Raw genomic sequence first — 15987 nt, forward strand, 5'->3', positions numbered from 1 at the left:
CATGCAACAGTATTTTGTAAAAGGTTTGGCTAGCTCCCCAGTCACGATTGAGGATAAGGAAACCAGCAAGCACATGTTTCAGGTCATGCGCTTGAAAGAAGATGACCAGGTGACCCTAGTCTTTGATGATGGGATCAAGCGTTTGGCGCGCGTGGTAAATGTGGAAGCACGTCAGTTTGAGTTGGATGAAGAATTAGCTGACAATGTAGAACTACCAGTCCAAGTGACCATTGCCTCTGGCTTTCCCAAGGGAGATAAGCTGGAGTTTATCACTCAAAAAGTAACCGAGCTCGGAGCCAGCCAAATCTGGGCCTTTCCTGCTGACTGGTCAGTCGCCAAATGGGACGGCAAGAAATTGGGCAAAAAGGTTGAGAAGTTAGAAAAAATTGCCCTTGGAGCAGCCGAGCAAAGCAAGCGGAATCTTGTCCCAAACATTACACTTTTTGAGAAAAAGGCAGACTTTCTAGCTCAGTTAGACCAGTTTGACCGCATCGTGGTTGCTTATGAAGAGTCAGCCAAAGAAGGAGAATCAGCTGCGCTTATCCAAGCTGTTGCTGGGTTAGAAAAGGGAGCTAAACTGCTCTTTATCTTTGGTCCAGAAGGTGGTTTATCCCCTGCAGAAATTGAATCTTTTGAAGCCAAAGGAGCAGTCCTTGCAGGACTTGGACCACGGATTCTTCGAGCAGAAACAGCGCCACTTTATTCTCTATCAGCCATTAGTGTTTTGCTTGAATTAGAGAAAAAATGAATGCTTCATCATTTTTCTATTCTGACACGGTTGATTAGATTATTGCCTATAGTGCAGAGTTAGGGGAATAAAAAAGGATTCCAATGTAGAATCACCAAATAATAAAAGAGGTTGGATTTAATCCAACCTCGTTTTTTTAAAATTTTAGTGGAATTGCATACCACCATCAACGATAATGGTTTGTCCTGTAATGTAGTTTGAATCTGGTCCAGCAAGGAAGCTAACCGCTGCAGCGACATCTTCTGGCTCAGAAAGGCGTTTCAATGTAATATCTTTTGCGAATGTTTGCATACCCCATTCGTCGTCTTTTCCTGCATTTTTCCCAACTTCGTGAGCGATATCATACATCATTGGTGTTTTAACGATACCTGGAGCATAAGCGTTAACAGTGATACCTGAATCAGCTAAATCACGCGCCAATGTTTGAGTAATGCCACGAACAGCGAATTTTGTACCACCATAAACAGTCAAGTTTGGATTTCCAACAACACCTGCTTGAGAAGTAGCGTTGATGATTTTACCACCGTGACCAAGTGCTTTGAATTGAGCTTGAGCAGCTTGTGCTCCCCAGATTACCCCACCGACGTTAATAGCAAAGGTACGATTGAACTGTTCTTCTGTAATCGTATCTAGAGGTGTAGTCGGAGCGACACCAGCGTTGTTTACCACAACGTTCAAGTCTCCGAAATGGTCTACAACTTTTTGGAAAGCTGCAGCAACCTCTGCTTGTTTAGACACATCTGCTACAACAGCTAAAGCATTCTCTGCTGACAACTCAGCAACTGCTTTTTCAGCTGTTTCAGCATTGTAGTCTAATACCCCAACCTTAAAACCATCTTGGACCAAGCGTTTTGCGATTGCAAAACCGATTCCTTGACCTGCACCTGTAACAATAGCTACTTTAGACATATGATTCCTCCTTTGGTATCCATGATACCATTCAAACGTTCATAAAAGAACAGCAAAAGGGTTATAAGTGAGTTGTGATAGGTTTCTAAAAGAATCCTATCACTTTTTAGTATATACCTTTGTGAAATTTGTGTCAAACAAATACCTGTTTTTAAAAATTTCAATCTAATTTACAAATGATGAGGACTGGCGCTTAGCTAGAGTAGTTTATGAACTGATTTTCCAAGCACATTTCTTGAAACCCTTTCCTCCTTCTGATAGACTAATACATAGTTTGAAAAAAGGAGACTTATCATGAAAAAATTTGTTGCTGAATTGATCGGTACTTTTATGCTTGTGTTCATCGGAACAGGAGCTGTTGTTTTTGGAAATGGTGTTGAGGGACTTGGACACCTTGGAATTGCTCTTGCCTTTGGTTTGGCAATCGTAGTTGCAGCTTTTTCAATCGGAACGGTTTCAGGTGCACACTTGAACCCAGCTGTTTCTATCGCTATGTTTGTTAACAAACGTTTGTCATCTTCAGAGCTTGTAAACTACATCCTTGGCCAAGTAGTTGGTGCTTTCTTAGCATCTGGATCTGTATTCTTCCTCTTGGCAAATTCAGGGATGTCAACTGCAAGTCTTGGAGAAAATGCCTTGGCTAACGGTGTAACTGTCTTTGGTGGTTTCTTGTTTGAAACAATTGCAACTTTCTTGTTTGTTTTGGTTATCATGACTGTAACTTCAGCAAGCAAAGGAAATGGCGCAATCGCTGGTTTGGTGATTGGTTTGTCATTGACAGCTATGATCCTTGTGGGATTGAATATCACTGGACTTTCAGTAAACCCAGCTCGTAGCTTGGCTCCTGCTGTATTGGTAGGTGGCGCAGCTCTTCAACAAGTTTGGATTTTCATCCTTGCACCAATCGTTGGTGGGGTTCTTGCAGCACTTGTTGCAAAAAACTTCCTTGGAACAGAAGATTAATTCAACGATATAGTAAAAAATCCTACCCTCCATCTTGGAGGGTAATTTTTTATATAAAAAACACTCCCATAACCAATGTGGGAGTGTTTTATGATTAACTTAATTCAGCAACGATAGCTTTGATTTGTTCTGCAGTGTGAACACCTGCCACTTGTTTAACGACTTGTCCATCTTTCTTAAAGAGAAGAGTAGGAATAGACATGATGCCGAATGCACGAGCTGTATTTGGATTTTCGTCAACATCCATTTTAACGATTTTCAAGACATCTTCTGAAAGTTCTTCAGACAATTTATCCAAGATTGGACCTTGCATACGACATGGACCACACCAAGTTGCCCAGAAGTCTACCAAGACCAATCCGTCTTTAGTTTCTTGTTCGAATGTTGCATCTGTAATTGCTTTTGCCATAGTATTTCTCCTTTTTACTTATATTGGCTTAAATCTTGTTTCATGAGATAGAAGAAAACATCTCCGTAAGTCCCATGGTAGTCCAAATCGTGTCCTTTATAGGATAACTTTTGAACTGGGTAGTAGTCTGCGACCCCAATCAGACAGGCATGTTGAGAACGTTCAAATTCTTCGTATGATTCGAAAGTCATGGTTCTCTCTTGCTTGCTAGCATCCAGATAAGTGATTTCAATCATAGGATTCTCCTTTGCTAAATCATGTCTTCATTTTACTCCTCAGAAAAAGGAATGTCAAGAAAATTGATTGCGCACGCAAGTTTTTTGGTAAACAATTAAAATTTACCAGTCTGCTTTTGTAGCTAGGCTTTCTTCAACAGCTTTTTGTAAGTAGGCGAGAGTCGTCTGTCCTTCGCTAGTGAGGCAGATAAAACTAGCTCGCTTGTCCTGATCGCAGCATCTTCGACTAAGTAAACCACAGTTTTTTTCTTCTAGGCGTGCCACCATCCGTGATACAGCACTAGGGCTCAGATGAAGTTTATCTGGCAAGTCAATCTGTCTCAAAGATTTTTCTTGAGCCTGATTTAAAAAGTGCAAGAGATAGAATTCTTTGAGCGTAAGACTCTGTTCACTCTGCTCAGCGATCGTTTGCTCTAAAATAGCTTCTAGCTCTACTTGTCGGCGGTTGAAGTCGAACCATTTTTCCAAGTAAGTCATGTTAATCTCCTTTCCTCTATAATAGATGTAAATGGATTTTTGCATCTAAGATGCTTGCGCACGCAATTAGTATACAACTTTTTAGATGAGATAGCAAGAAGGATGTTTCTTGTGTATTTCCTTGAAATTTTCTGAAAAAGTAGTAAACTGGTATGCAGAAAGTCTATTTGTGGAGTAAACGATGAAGTTATATGTTCAGTTAATGATTCTCTTTGTCATTTCACTGATTGGTGAGGGAATCTCTAGCTTTTTCCATTTGCCTATCCCTGGAAGCATTATTGGTTTGATTATTTTATTTTTAGCCTTGCAGTTCAAGTGGTTGCGGGTACGTCATGTCAACATGGTTGGGAATTTTCTCCTGGCTAATATGACTATTCTATTTTTGCCTCCTGCAGTTGGGATTATGGAGAAATTTGATGTGATTGCTCCCTATTTATTGCCCATTGTCTTGATTGTCTTTTTTGCAGCAGTTATCAATATTATCTTGATTGCGTTGGTCGTTCAGTTTATCAAAAAGCGTTATGAAGGTGATTACGAAGAAAGAGGTGCTAAATGAGCGAATTTGTATCCAATCCACTTTTTGGGATAGCCTTGTCTATCCTGGCCTATCTCGGGGGCATGATTATCTTTAGACGCTACCCTCATCCTTTGACAACTCCCTTACTCTTAGCGACTTTATTTATCATAGCATTTCTGAAATTGACGGGTATTTCCTATGTTGACTATTATCAAGGTGGGGTTTATCTGAATAACTTGATTGTACCTTCGACAGTAGCACTTGGGATTCCTCTCTATAAAAGTTTTCACCTCATGAAGCACCATGTTAGAAGTATTCTACTCAGTAGTTTCCTTGCTGTTGTTGTAAATACAGTTTTTACAGCTTTAGTTGCAAAATTTTTCGGTATGGATTTCTTCTTGGCGATTTCACTTTTCCCAAAGTCTGTAACGACGGCCATGGCAGTTGGAATTACGGATAAGCTACAAGGGATAGCGACGATCACCTTGGTAGTTGTGGTAGCAACTGGCATTTTGACTAGCGTTATTGGACCAACACTTTTAAAATGGCTAAAAATAGACGACCCAGTAGCTGCCGGTCTAGCTCTAGGAGGAACGGGTCACGCCGTTGGAACTGGGACAGCATTCCGTTATGGTTCTGTTGCAGGTGCCATGGCTGGTTTGGCAATCGGTGTCACAGGTCTGCTGTATGTCTTTATCAGTCCCATCGTAGCTAGTTTAATATTGAGTTAAAAAATAATAATGTTATATTTCTTTGTGTAAAAAGAAGCCCCTAGCTTTATTTGCTAGGGGCTTCATTCATTATTGTAAGTTTACTTTGTTCTTTAAGATATAGTAGGTGCCGAGATAGAAGCCGACGCTAAGGATTAAGTCCTTGAAAATTTCAAAGGATAATACCCAATTGTAGTCGAAATCGATGCGAAGATTTAGGGTGATAAAACCAAGGACTATTTGGATAGCGATGTAGGCGACAACCGCAAGAGCTGTACGGTATTCATTAAAGAGTTGGCCGATAGAGATAGACAAGTAGATACAAAGAATACCTGCAAGAGTGTTAAAAATATAGGAAATCAAGGCTAACCAGAAATCATCTGTATAATTTTTTAGCATATACTCGGCAAAACTAGATAGGAAGGCGTCTGGTTCAATCATGGAAATGATAATATAAAGGCTAAAAAGGAAGACCACTGTACTTGCCAAAGACCAAACAAAGGCTCCAAGAAGTTTAGCGGAGAGAATCTGGTGTTCAGATACTGGAAGGGTGAGAGTTAGATAGCCACGACGGTCATAAACACTACCCTTAAATCGTTGAATAATCAAAATCAAGGTTGAGATACTCAAAGTAATAACCAGACCACCAAAAACCAGAGATAGAAATACTAACATGACAACGCCCTTATCTTGATAATAGGTGCTTGAGAGGCTACTGCCCTGAATACCGATGATGACAGATAGGGATAGTACAGCTGCATAGAGGGCTAAAAACCATTTGTTGACATTTTTAAATTCATAACGAACTAAATTCCAAAACATAATAATCTCCTTTATCTAGGCTTTGAATTCGTGACGGAAGAGCTGGTCGATAGACTCTCCAGACTCATAGCGAATATCATCCACATTCCCTTGACGGACAACTTTTCCATCCTTGAGAAAGACAATCTCATCCAAGATTGGTTCGATGTCCGAAATCAAGTGAGTTGAAATCAAGACAGTCGAAGTTGGAGAGTAATTGTTGATGATGGTGTTCAAGATGTAGTCACGAGCTGCGGGATCGACACCACCGATTGGTTCGTCAAGGACATACAAACGAGCATCACGACTCATGACAAGGATCAACTGAACTTTTTCTTTGTTCCCTTTTGAGAGTTTCTTGAAGCGGCTATTCTCATCGATACCAAGGTCGCGAAGAAGAGCTTGAGCACGTTCCAGATTGAAATCTTTATAGAAGGTCTTGAAAAAGGTAAGAGCTTCCTTGACTTTCATTTGCTCGTTTAGATAGGTCGTATCAGGTAGGTAAGAAACAATGGCCTTAGTTGCTGGACTTGGTTCCATATCGTTGATCAGAATACGCCCTCCATCAGGTTGTAACAAGCCGTTGATTAGTTTAATCAGGGTTGTTTTTCCAGAACCATTTGGACCAAGAAGTCCCACAATCTTTCCTGCTGGGATTTCAAGGGAAACATTTTGAAGAGCAGGGCTTGCTCCATAGAATTTTGAAACATTTTCAAACGTTAACAAGGTCATAGTCTAAACTCCTTCAATATAATCTCTCAAAACAGTTGGTAGTTCTTCTTTTTCATAGCCAAATTCTACCATGCCTGTTACAAACTGCTGCAGTTGTTCTTCTGATAGTTGTTTCCGGGATTGGAGGATTAAGTCCAAGTCCTCTGTGACAAAACGTCCTGCAGTACGCTTGGTGTATACGAAGCCTTCTCTTTCTAGGTCTGATAGGGCACGTTGGATGGTATTAGGATTAACGCCAGCCTCGCTAGCCAGTTCTCTGACAGTTGGCAGTTGTTGGTTGGGTTCTAGTTTATGAGAAACGATTTGCAGTTTAATTTTATCCATTATCTGCAAATAAATGGGTTTATTGTTATCAAATATCCAGGACATCACGTTCTCCTTTCCACAATGTCTATTGTGTTAATTAAATAATACAACTAAACAAGAAACTTGTCAAGCCAAAAGGAGAATTATTTTGGGAATTGCTCAAAAAAATGGTATAATGAAAAGAAAACGACAGGGAGGGGAAGGCATGCGTTGTCCAAAATGTGGCGCTACTAAATCCAGTGTTATTGATAGTCGCCAGGCTGAAGAAGGAAATACAATCAGAAGAAGACGTGAGTGCGAAGAATGCCAGCATCGTTTTACGACCTATGAACGTGTAGAAGAAAGAACGCTGGTTGTGGTCAAAAAAGATGGAACTCGAGAACAATTCTCAAGAGATAAAATCTTTAACGGGATTATTCGCTCAGCTCAAAAACGTCCCGTTTCTAGTGATGAAATTGGCATGGTGGTTAATCGTATCGAGCAAAAACTCCTCAGTCGCAATGATAATGAAATTCAAAGTGAAGATATTGGTTCTCTCGTCATGGAAGAACTGGCTGAACTGGATGAAATCACATACGTTCGTTTCGCTAGTGTTTATCGTAGCTTTAAAGATGTGAGCGAGCTCGAAAATCTTCTCAAACAAATTACGCAATCTTCAAAGAAGAAAAAGGAAAAATAAATGAAGCCTAATGATCGTTTTTCTTTTCTAAAGAATAATCGGGTGTCGCAAGATCCCACATCTCTGGTGCAGTGCTACCTCCCGATTATCGGTCAGGATGCGCTGAGTCTTTACCTTTATACCCTAGCCTTTTGGGATAATGGACAAAAGGAACACCTCTTTGCTGCCATTCTCAATCATCTGAATTTTGGAATGGACAGGCTTTTAAAAGCTTTTAAAATCTTATCAGCTTTCAACTTGCTTACCCTCTATCAAAAGGGTGACGTCTATGAAATCGCCATTCATCCAACCCTTTCTAGTTCAGATTTCTTGCGTCATACAGTTTATCGAACTTTATTGGAGAAAAAAATTGGTGATCCAGCAGTTTCTGATTTGCGTCAAGAGTCTGCAGAGGGAGAAGCTTTGACGGTTCCTTTGAGTCAGGTCTTTCCAGAAATAGAGGACATGGCTAGTTATGATGAAACACCAGTAAGGGCTAATTTGACGAATGATTTCGATTTGGATCATTTTCGTCAGCTCATGGCTCGAGATGGTCTTCGTTTCCAAGATGAACAGTCAGATGTTTTAGAGCTCTTTAAAATTGCTGACGAGAAAAAATGGACTTGGTTTGAAACCTATCAATTGGCTAAGGCGACAGCAGTTTCACAAGTTATTTCTGTCAAGCGTATGCGTGAAAAATCAGCGCAAAAATCTGTTTCGTCAGACTTCAGTCCCCAAGAAGCGACTATTATCCGAGAAGCTAAAAGTAAGACTGCCCTGCAATTTTTAGCGGGTATCAAACAAACCCGAAATGCAGGGATTATCCAAGCTGAACGCGATTTGTTAAAACAGATGGCAGACTTGGGCTTGCTTGATGAGGTTATCAACATTGTTATACTCTTGACCTTCAATAAGGTTGATTCTGCCAACCTCAATGAAAAATATGCCATGAAAGTGGCTAATGATTACTCTTATAACAAGATCAGAACTGCTGAAGAAGCTGTACTTCGCATCAGAGAGAAGAATCAAAAGGGACAAGAACAAAAATCAGCGAAAACAAGCCAAACCAAAAGTAATGTCCCAAAATGGAGTAATCCAGAATATAAAAATGAAACCAGCGAAGAAACTCGCATGGAGTTAGAACGTAAGAAAAAAGAAATGTTAGACCGATTAGGAAAAGGAGGAGACTAGATGGAAAGTGTAGGAGATGTACTTAAAGATCATCCCAGCCGTTTTCAATACCAGGACCTGGTTCAGCAGATTGTAAAAGATCCAGATGTTGCGGCTTTTATCCGGAAGGAATCTCTCAGTCAAGAGGAATTGAATCGTAGTATCTCTAAGTTTAATCAATACATCACCGAACGTGATAAGTTCCTTCGCGGAGATACCGACTATATCGCGCGTGGCTATAAGCCTATTCTAGTTATGAATCATGGTTACGCAGATGTATCCTATGAGGAAACTCCAGAACTGATTGCGGCTGAGAAGGAAGCGGCTATCAAGAATCGTCTCAGATTGATTAATCTTCCAGCTAGTCTTAAAAAAGCTAGTTTGGCTCAAGTTGATTTGGATGACTTGGGACGCATGCCAGTTTTTGAAAAGCTCTTTACCTTTGTTGAGCAATATCCAGAAGTCCGTAAAGGTCTCTATCTCTATGGAGACTTTGGAGTTGGGAAGAGTTTTATGGTGGCTGCCTTAGCCCATGATTTGTCAGAAAAACGTGGTGTTTCATCTACCCTTCTTCACTATCCAAGTTTTGTCATTGACGTTAAAAATGCTATCGGTGATGGTAATGTAAAGAGTTTGGTGGATGAAATCAAGCAAGCTGAAGTTTTGATTTTTGATGATATTGGTGCTGAGCAATCAACACCTTGGGTGCGTGATGAAGTCTTGCAAGTCATTCTTCAATATCGTATGCAAGAAGATTTACCGACCTTCTTTACCTCAAATTTCAGTTTTGATGATTTGGAAAAACATTTTGCCAAAGGCAAGAATGGAAATGATGAAACCTGGGAAGCTAGACGTGTGATGGAGCGTATCCGTTATTTGGCAGAGGAAACACGACTAGAAGGAGAAAACCGCCGATGAGTGAAACAATCACATTAATGAAATCTCATACTTCGGTTCGCAGATTTAAGGAAGAAGCGATCCCTAAAGAAGATTTAAATACCATTTTATCTGCAGGACAAATGGCTTCTTCTTGGAAAAATTTCCAATCTTATTCTGTGATTGTAGTCAGAAGTCAAGAAAAGAAAGATGCTCTTTTTGAGCTGGTTCCTCAGGAAGCGATTCGTCAGTCTGCTGCTTTCCTTCTCTTTGTAGGAGATTTAAACCGTGCAGAAAAAGGAGCTCGTCTCCATACCGATACTTTCCAACCTCAAGGGGTGGAAGGGCTCCTCATCACTTCAGTCGATGCAGCACTAGCTGGGCAGAACACCTTGCTTGCGGCAGAAAGCCTTGGATATGGTGGAGTAATCATCGGTTTAGTGCGTTACAAATCTGTTGAATTAGCAGAGTTGTTCAAGCTTCCTGACTACACCTATCCAGTTTTTGGGATTGCACTAGGCGTACCAAATCAACAACACGATGTAAAACCAAGATTGCCACTCGAGCAAGTTGTTTTTGAGGAAGAATACCAAGAACAAACGGCTGAGGCTATTGAAGCCTATGACCTTGTGCAGACTGAATACGCAGGAGCGCGTGCGACTACCACTTGGAGTCAGCGTCTTGCGGAGCAATTCGGTCAGCCTGAACCAAGCTCGACTAGAGAAAATCTTGAACAAAAGAACTTATTGTAGAAAGTGAGAAAACATGGCCTTACCAACTGTTGCCATTGTAGGACGTCCCAATGTTGGGAAATCAACCCTGTTTAACCGTATTGCAGGGGAACGCATCTCAATCGTAGAAGATGTCGAAGGAGTAACACGAGACCGTATCTATGCTACTGGTGAGTGGCTCAATCGTTCTTTCAGTATGATTGATACTGGAGGGATTGACGATGTTGATGCTCCATTTATGGAACAAATTAAGCACCAGGCAGAGATTGCCATGGAAGAGGCAGACGTCATCGTCTTTGTCGTTTCTGGAAAAGAAGGAATCACAGATGCAGACGAATACGTAGCTCGTAAACTCTATAAAACCCATAAACCGGTCATCCTTGCAGTCAACAAGGTGGACAATCCTGAGATGCGAAATGATATCTATGATTTTTATGCACTAGGCTTGGGTGAACCACTGCCAATTTCATCTGTTCACGGGATTGGTACAGGGGATGTATTGGATGCTATCGTCGAAAATCTTCCACATGAAGTTGAAGAAGAAAATCCAGATGTCATTAAATTCAGTTTGATTGGTCGTCCAAATGTCGGAAAATCTAGCTTGATCAATGCCATTTTGGGAGAAGATCGCGTCATTGCCAGTCCTGTAGCTGGGACAACTCGTGATGCTATTGACACCCATTTTACAGATGCAGATGGCCAAGAATTTATCATGATTGATACGGCTGGCATGCGTAAGTCTGGTAAAGTCTATGAAAATACTGAGAAATACTCTGTTATGCGTGCCATGCGCGCCATTGACCGTTCAGATGTAGTCTTGATGGTGCTCAATGCCGAAGAAGGTATCCGTGAGTACGACAAACGTATCGCAGGTTTTGCCCACGAAGCTGGTAAAGGGATGATTATCGTGGTCAATAAGTGGGATACCCTTGAAAAAGATAATCACACCATGAAAAACTGGGAAGAGGATATCCGTGAGCAGTTCCAATACTTGCCTTACGCACCGATTATCTTTGTGTCAGCTCTTACCAAGCAACGTCTTCACAAATTACCTGAAATGATCAAACAAATCAGCGAGAGTCAAAATACTCGTATCCCATCAGCTGTCTTGAATGATGTGATTATGGATGCTATTGCCATCAACCCGACACCGACAGACAAAGGGAAACGCCTCAAAATCTTCTATGCGACTCAAGTGGCAACCAAACCACCGACCTTTGTTATCTTTGTAAACGAAGAAGAATTAATGCACTTCTCTTACTTGCGTTTCTTGGAAAATCAAATCCGCAAGGCCTTTGTCTTTGAAGGAACACCAATCCATCTGATTGCAAGAAAACGGAAATAAAATGATAAAAAGAAGAAGGTTCTCAGACCTTCTTTTTTGTAGAGGATACCAAGAACGTAAGACTAAATTTGTCATCGAAATAACATATTTTTCCTGGTCTGTGTCATGGTTTTGTAATGAAAAGGTACTTTCTTTGTAAAAGTCAAAATGCTATAATTCTCTAAACAATTTTCCTTGCACAAGGAGGTTATTATGAAAAAAGATAGATTGTTAAAGAATCGTTTCGTGGTGCATCTACTTGGATTGCTGATGGCATTTTTCTTCCTATCAGGATTTACCGCACCTGAAAAACCAGACTATGGTATTTATGATCCAAATCATTATTTGACAGAGGAAGTAGTTACTCAAATTCGTGACTTAAATGAAACCAATAGTCAAAAGGCAGAAAAGCTTCAAATAGGTGTCTATATCGTAGACAGTTTGGAAGGTGAAAGCATTGAAACGGTAGCAAATGAAACCGCTAGGGCTTGGAAGATTGGCTATTCAGGCGATAATTTTGGAAGTCTCATTGTAGTAGCCGTTCAAGACCGTAAATCAAGAATTGAAACCAGTAATAACACCGCCATTAGAATAACAGACTATCAAACCAAGCAGATTTTGGCAGCCAGTCGTACAGATTTTAAAACTGGTGACTATAGTAAGGGAATTCTAGCGATTGCTAAAGGCTTGGACAATCAGTTTTATAGAGGAACTGGGACCTTCTCGTCTGATGATGACTCCTCTGATATCAAACGTTATTCCGAAAGTATCAGTGGGAAAAAATCTAATCGAGATAGAACTAGTTCATCAAACCGCCGTCAAAAAAATGACCCCATAAAAGATTTCTTTATGTTCCTGACGGTAATATATTTCGTTGGAGTCATTATTGCCATTATCAGAGGTAGAGGTGGCGGAGGGGGAGACTCCTCTGATGGAGGATGGTGGTTTAGTGACTCTTCCGACTCAGGGTCATCTTGGTCCGACTCAGGATCAGACTCCTCTAGTAGCTGGGACGGCGGAGGCTTCGATGGCGGTGGCTCATCCGATGATTGGTAATGTTCGTGTAAAAAATTAAGGAAATAAGTAGGTTTAGATATGAAAAATAAAGGAATTATTTATGTATTGGGCATTTTGCTGGCTATTATCTTACTTGGCGGTTGCTCAGTAGTAGGCACTTATAACGGACTTGTCTCCGAACAAACCAAGGTCGAGCAAGCGCAAGCAGATGTAGCGACAGCTCTTCAACGTCGTTCTGACTTGATTGGAAATTTGGTAGAGTCAGTAAAAGGCCAGATGAACCATGAGACGGAAGTCTTTACCCAAATTGCAGAAGCTCGTGCTAAAATCGGGAATGGCTCCGTGACTTCAAAAGAAAATCAAGAGGCTCAAGGAGAATTGAGTTCAGCTATTTCACGATTGATCTCGCTAACAGAAAATTATCCGGAATTGAAGAGCAATCAAAATGTGGAACAACTTATGACGGAGTTGGCCGGAAGTGAAAATCGTATCTTTGTAGCTCGCAAGGATTACAACAAAGTGGCAACGGAATACAATCAAAAATTAAGAAGCTTCCCAACAGTTCTTTTCGCTAACATGATGAACTTTAAAGAGGCAGAAACCTTTAAAGAAAGCGAAGAAGCCAAGACAGCTCCAAAGGTTGATTTTAGTACTTCTACAACTAAAGAATAAGCTTGAAATTTCTAAAAGAAAATCGATGATTAGCAATTGTTTGAACATTTACAAAAAAAGGCTCTAAATGAGCCTTTTTTAGCTTGTATAAACACGGATTCTTTCTTGAAAAAGCTGGGCAAATATGCTACAATAAAAAGAACATTCTAAAATATTCAGAATTTAAAGTAAGGAAAAAAATGGCAAATTTATTAAAAACAATCATCGAAAATGATAAAGGGGAACTCCGCCGCTTAGAAAAAATGGCTGATAAAGTCCTCAAATACGAAGATGAAATGGCTGCTTTGACAGACGAGCAGTTGCAAGCTAAGACAGAAGAATTTAAGCAACGTTATCAAAATGGTGAAACGCTTGATCAACTCTTGTACGAAGCCTTTGCGGTTGTACGTGAGGGAGCTAAGCGTGTTCTTGGACTTTTCCCATACAAGGTTCAGGTTATGGGTGGTATCGTTCTTCACCACGGTGACGTTCCAGAAATGCGTACAGGTGAAGGGAAAACCTTGACAGCGACAATGCCGGTATACCTTAATGCACTTTCAGGAAAAGGTGTACACGTAGTTACCGTCAACGAATACCTTACAGAACGTGACGCGACTGAGATGGGTGAGTTGTACTCATGGCTTGGTTTGTCAGTGGGGATTAACTTAGCTGCGAAATCTCCAATGGAGAAAAAAGAAGCTTATCTCTGTGACATTACGTATTCAACAAACTCAGAAATTGGTTTCGACTATCTTCGTGATAACATGGTTGTTCGTGCGGAGAACATGGTTCAACGCCCACTTAACTATGCCTTGGTCGATGAGGTTGACTCTATCTTAATCGACGAAGCTCGTACACCATTGATCGTTTCAGGAGCTAATGCAGTTGAAACAAGTCAACTCTACCACATGGCTGACCACTTTGTGAAGTCTTTGGATAAAGATGACTACATCATTGATATTCAGTCTAAGACAATCGGTTTGTCTGACTCAGGTATTGACAAGGCTGAAAGCTACTTTAAACTAGAAAACCTTTATGATATCGAAAATGTGGCTTTGACTCACTTTATCGATAATGCCCTTCGTGCCAACTACATCATGATTCTTGATATCGACTATGTGGTGAGCGAAGAGCAAGAAATCTTGATTGTCGATCAATTTACAGGTCGTACCATGGAAGGCCGTCGATACTCTGATGGGTTGCACCAAGCGATTGAAGCTAAAGAAGGTGTCCCAATTCAAGATGAAACCAAGACATCTGCATCGATTACCTACCAAAACCTTTTCCGTATGTATAAAAAATTGGCAGGTATGACTGGTACTGGTAAAACAGAAGAAGAGGAATTCCGCGAAATCTACAACATCCGTGTTATTCCAATTCCTACTAACCGTCCAATCCAACGTATCGACCATTCAGACCTTCTCTACGCTAGCCTCGATGCAAAATTTAAGGCTGTCGTTGAAGATGTTAAGGCGCGTTACCAAAAAGGTCAACCAGTATTAGTAGGTACTGTTGCCGTTGAAACCAGTGATTTTCTTTCTAAGAAATTGGTTGAAGCAGGCGTACCTCACGAAGTATTGAATGCCAAGAACCACTATAGAGAAGCGCAAATCATCATGAATGCTGGTCAACGTGGTGCGGTGACTATCGCAACCAACATGGCCGGTCGTGGTACCGATATTAAACTTGGCGAAGGTGTTCGTGAACTTGGAGGACTTTGTGTCATTGGTACAGAACGTCACGAGAGCCGTCGTATCGATAACCAGCTTCGTGGACGTTCAGGTCGTCAAGGTGACCCAGGTGAATCACAATTCTATTTGTCACTCGAAGACGATTTGATGAAACGTTTCGGTTCAGAACGCTTGAAGGGTGTCTTTGAACGTCTCAATATGTCTGACGAAGCCATTGAATCTCGTATGTTGACACGTCAGGTCGAAGCAGCGCAAAAACGTGTTGAAGGAAACAACTACGATACTCGTAAACAAGTCCTTCAATATGACGATGTCATGCGTGAACAACGTGAGATTATCTACGCGCAACGTTATGATGTCATCACTGCAGATCGTGACTTGGCTCCTGAGATTCATGCTATGATTCGTCGTACGATTGGACGTATTGTAGATGGCCATGCTCGTTCTAAACAAGATGAAAAATTCGAAGCAATCTTGAACTTTGCGAAGTACAATTTGCTTCCAGAAGATTCGATTTCACTTTCAGACCTAGAAGGTTTGTCAGACCAAGCTATCAAGGATGAACTATACCAACGTGCATTGAAAGTCTACGATAGCCAAGTTGCTAAACTTCGTGACGAAGAAGCAGTGAAAGAATTCCAGAAAGTCTTGATTCTACGTGTTGTAGATAACAAGTGGACTGACCATATCGATGCCCTTGATCAGTTGAGAAATGCTGTTGGTCTTCGTGGTTATGCCCAAAACAACCCTGTCGTGGAATATCAAGCGGAAGGCTTCCGTATGTTTAATGATATGATTGGTTCAATTGAGTTTGATGTGACTCGCTTGATGATGAAAGCACAAATTCATGAACAAGAACGTCCACAAACTGAACATCATATTAGTACGACAGCAACTCGAAATATTGCTGCTCAACAGACAAATCTTCCAGCTGATTTGGACCTCAGCCAAGTAAAACGTAATGACTTGTGCCCATGTGGATCTGGTAAGAAATTTAAAAACTGTCACGGTAAACGACGTTAAGAATGACTAATTTTCAGGCGGATGCCTAGTGAAAAGTG

Annotated in this window: 19 protein-coding genes; 12 read left to right on the top strand and 7 right to left on the bottom strand. The window is 40.9% G+C overall.

All coding sequences use genetic code 11. The features are described 5' to 3' along the window. Position 1 precedes the first annotated feature (1 nt). Positions 2–748, top strand: a complete 747-nt coding sequence (locus KJR31_RS07055) for a 16S rRNA (uracil(1498)-N(3))-methyltransferase (protein ID WP_214262702.1) — start codon at positions 2–4, stop codon at positions 746–748. A 144-nt stretch (positions 749–892) separates the two neighbouring features. Here KJR31_RS07055 and KJR31_RS07060 read toward each other — a convergent pair whose 3' ends face one another. Beyond that, positions 893–1657 (bottom strand): (S)-acetoin forming diacetyl reductase, encoded by a 765-nt coding sequence (locus KJR31_RS07060; protein WP_004250763.1) that lies wholly within the window; start codon positions 1655–1657, stop codon positions 893–895. 294 nt (positions 1658–1951) lie between these two features. On the opposite strand from KJR31_RS07060, the gene KJR31_RS07065 reads away from it, so the two are divergent. After that, positions 1952–2620, top strand: a complete 669-nt coding sequence (locus tag KJR31_RS07065; protein WP_214262703.1) for an MIP/aquaporin family protein — start codon at positions 1952–1954, stop codon at positions 2618–2620. Between the two features lie 94 nt (positions 2621–2714). On the opposite strand, the gene trxA is transcribed toward KJR31_RS07065, so the two are convergent. The 3 genes from trxA to KJR31_RS07080 all read right to left on the bottom strand — a co-directional run bounded on the left by trxA (position 2715) and on the right by KJR31_RS07080 (position 3742). After that, positions 2715–3029, bottom strand: coding sequence for a thioredoxin (gene trxA / locus KJR31_RS07070; protein ID WP_001029581.1), 315 nt, complete (start codon positions 3027–3029; stop codon positions 2715–2717). Between the two features lie 14 nt (positions 3030–3043). Further along, positions 3044–3265: a DUF4649 family protein gene (locus tag KJR31_RS07075; RefSeq protein WP_214262704.1), complete on the bottom strand. Its 222-nt coding sequence runs from the start codon at positions 3263–3265 to the stop codon at positions 3044–3046. A 102-nt stretch (positions 3266–3367) separates the two neighbouring features. Further along, positions 3368–3742, bottom strand: a complete 375-nt coding sequence (locus KJR31_RS07080) for a MarR family winged helix-turn-helix transcriptional regulator (RefSeq protein WP_214262705.1) — start codon at positions 3740–3742, stop codon at positions 3368–3370. Positions 3743–3923: 181 nt separating this feature from the next. Here KJR31_RS07080 and KJR31_RS07085 point away from each other — a divergent pair, with 181 nt between their 5' ends. Beyond that, positions 3924–4298, top strand: coding sequence for a CidA/LrgA family protein (locus KJR31_RS07085; RefSeq protein WP_004250774.1), 375 nt, complete (start codon positions 3924–3926; stop codon positions 4296–4298). Beyond that, a complete protein-coding gene (locus KJR31_RS07090) occupies positions 4295–4990 on the top strand; it encodes an LrgB family protein (RefSeq protein WP_214262706.1) in 696 nt (231 codons plus the stop codon). Before KJR31_RS07085 ends, KJR31_RS07090 begins: the two co-directional genes overlap by 4 nt. A gap of 69 nt (positions 4991–5059) precedes the next feature. On the opposite strand, the gene KJR31_RS07095 is transcribed toward KJR31_RS07090, so the two are convergent. Genes KJR31_RS07095 through KJR31_RS07105 form a run of 3 tightly spaced genes read right to left on the bottom strand, consistent with a single transcriptional unit; the run spans position 5060 to position 6871 of the window. After that, a complete protein-coding gene (locus KJR31_RS07095; protein WP_214262707.1) occupies positions 5060–5791 on the bottom strand; it encodes a hypothetical protein in 732 nt (243 codons plus the stop codon). 15 nt (positions 5792–5806) lie between these two features. Next, positions 5807–6502, bottom strand: coding sequence for an ABC transporter ATP-binding protein (locus KJR31_RS07100; protein WP_214262708.1), 696 nt, complete (start codon positions 6500–6502; stop codon positions 5807–5809). A 3-nt stretch (positions 6503–6505) separates the two neighbouring features. After that, a complete protein-coding gene (locus KJR31_RS07105; protein WP_214262709.1) occupies positions 6506–6871 on the bottom strand; it encodes a GntR family transcriptional regulator in 366 nt (121 codons plus the stop codon). A gap of 142 nt (positions 6872–7013) precedes the next feature. Between KJR31_RS07105 and nrdR the strand changes: the two genes are divergently transcribed. From nrdR to secA, 8 genes are all read left to right on the top strand, one after another. Then, positions 7014–7487, top strand: a complete 474-nt coding sequence (nrdR, locus tag KJR31_RS07110) for a transcriptional regulator NrdR (protein WP_004250782.1) — start codon at positions 7014–7016, stop codon at positions 7485–7487. Next, positions 7488–8657: a DnaD domain protein gene (locus KJR31_RS07115; RefSeq protein WP_214262710.1), complete on the top strand. Its 1170-nt coding sequence runs from the start codon at positions 7488–7490 to the stop codon at positions 8655–8657. It abuts the gene before it with no gap. Further along, positions 8658–9554: a primosomal protein DnaI gene (gene dnaI, locus KJR31_RS07120; protein WP_214262711.1), complete on the top strand. Its 897-nt coding sequence runs from the start codon at positions 8658–8660 to the stop codon at positions 9552–9554. Further along, positions 9551–10264 carry an NADPH-dependent oxidoreductase gene (locus KJR31_RS07125; protein WP_214262712.1) on the top strand — a complete coding sequence of 238 codons (714 nt, stop codon included), beginning with the start codon at positions 9551–9553 and terminating at the stop codon, positions 10262–10264. The genes dnaI and KJR31_RS07125 overlap by 4 nt, the downstream gene beginning before the upstream one ends. Positions 10265–10277: 13 nt before the next feature. After that, on the top strand, positions 10278–11588 hold the full coding sequence (der, locus tag KJR31_RS07130; RefSeq protein WP_214262713.1) for a ribosome biogenesis GTPase Der: 1311 nt from the start codon (positions 10278–10280) through the stop codon (positions 11586–11588). Between the two features lie 192 nt (positions 11589–11780). Next, complete coding sequence (locus tag KJR31_RS07135) at positions 11781–12623, top strand: TPM domain-containing protein (RefSeq protein WP_006150863.1); 843 nt, start codon at positions 11781–11783, stop codon at positions 12621–12623. A gap of 39 nt (positions 12624–12662) precedes the next feature. Next, a complete protein-coding gene (locus KJR31_RS07140; RefSeq protein WP_214262714.1) occupies positions 12663–13256 on the top strand; it encodes a LemA family protein in 594 nt (197 codons plus the stop codon). A gap of 179 nt (positions 13257–13435) precedes the next feature. Then, on the top strand, positions 13436–15949 hold the full coding sequence (gene secA / locus KJR31_RS07145) for a preprotein translocase subunit SecA (protein WP_214262715.1): 2514 nt from the start codon (positions 13436–13438) through the stop codon (positions 15947–15949). Positions 15950–15987: the final 38 nt, after the last annotated feature.

This window comes from Streptococcus infantis (assembly GCF_018499575.1).
Classification (GTDB): Bacteria; Bacillota; Bacilli; order Lactobacillales; family Streptococcaceae; genus Streptococcus; species Streptococcus infantis_K.